This is a genomic window from Burkholderia sp. BCC1640 (assembly GCF_902833125.1).
In the GTDB taxonomy this organism is placed as follows: domain Bacteria; phylum Pseudomonadota; class Gammaproteobacteria; order Burkholderiales; family Burkholderiaceae; genus Burkholderia; species Burkholderia diffusa.
In genome coordinates, this window is the sequence record NZ_CADFEF010000196.1 from 1 (window position 1) to 302 (window position 302).

The window sequence follows — 302 nt, forward strand, 5'->3', positions numbered from 1 at the left end:
ACCGAACTGTTGGTCGAGCTCAAGCCCGTGGACAACGAGTTGATGCCGGTCGAAGTCGAGGTGGACAGGGAGCTGATCGAGCTGGTTGCCGACGAGAGACCGGTCGACGTGGAAGTCGACAGCGAGGCGACCGAGCTGTTGGTCGAGCTGAGGCCGGTCGACAGCGAATTGATGCCCGTCGAAGTCGAGGTGGACAGCGAGCTGATCGAGCTAGTTGCAGACGACAGACCGGTCGACGTGGAAGTCGACAGCGAAGCGACCGAGCTATTGGTCGAGCTGAGGCCGGTCGACAGCGAGTTGAT

General features: G+C 61.3%; 1 protein-coding gene. It reads left to right on the plus strand.

Annotated features, from left to right (window positions below; genetic code table 11):
* Positions 1–302: hypothetical protein (locus HWX25_RS33195; RefSeq protein ID WP_208457062.1), on the plus strand; the 302-nt coding region annotated here is incomplete at both ends.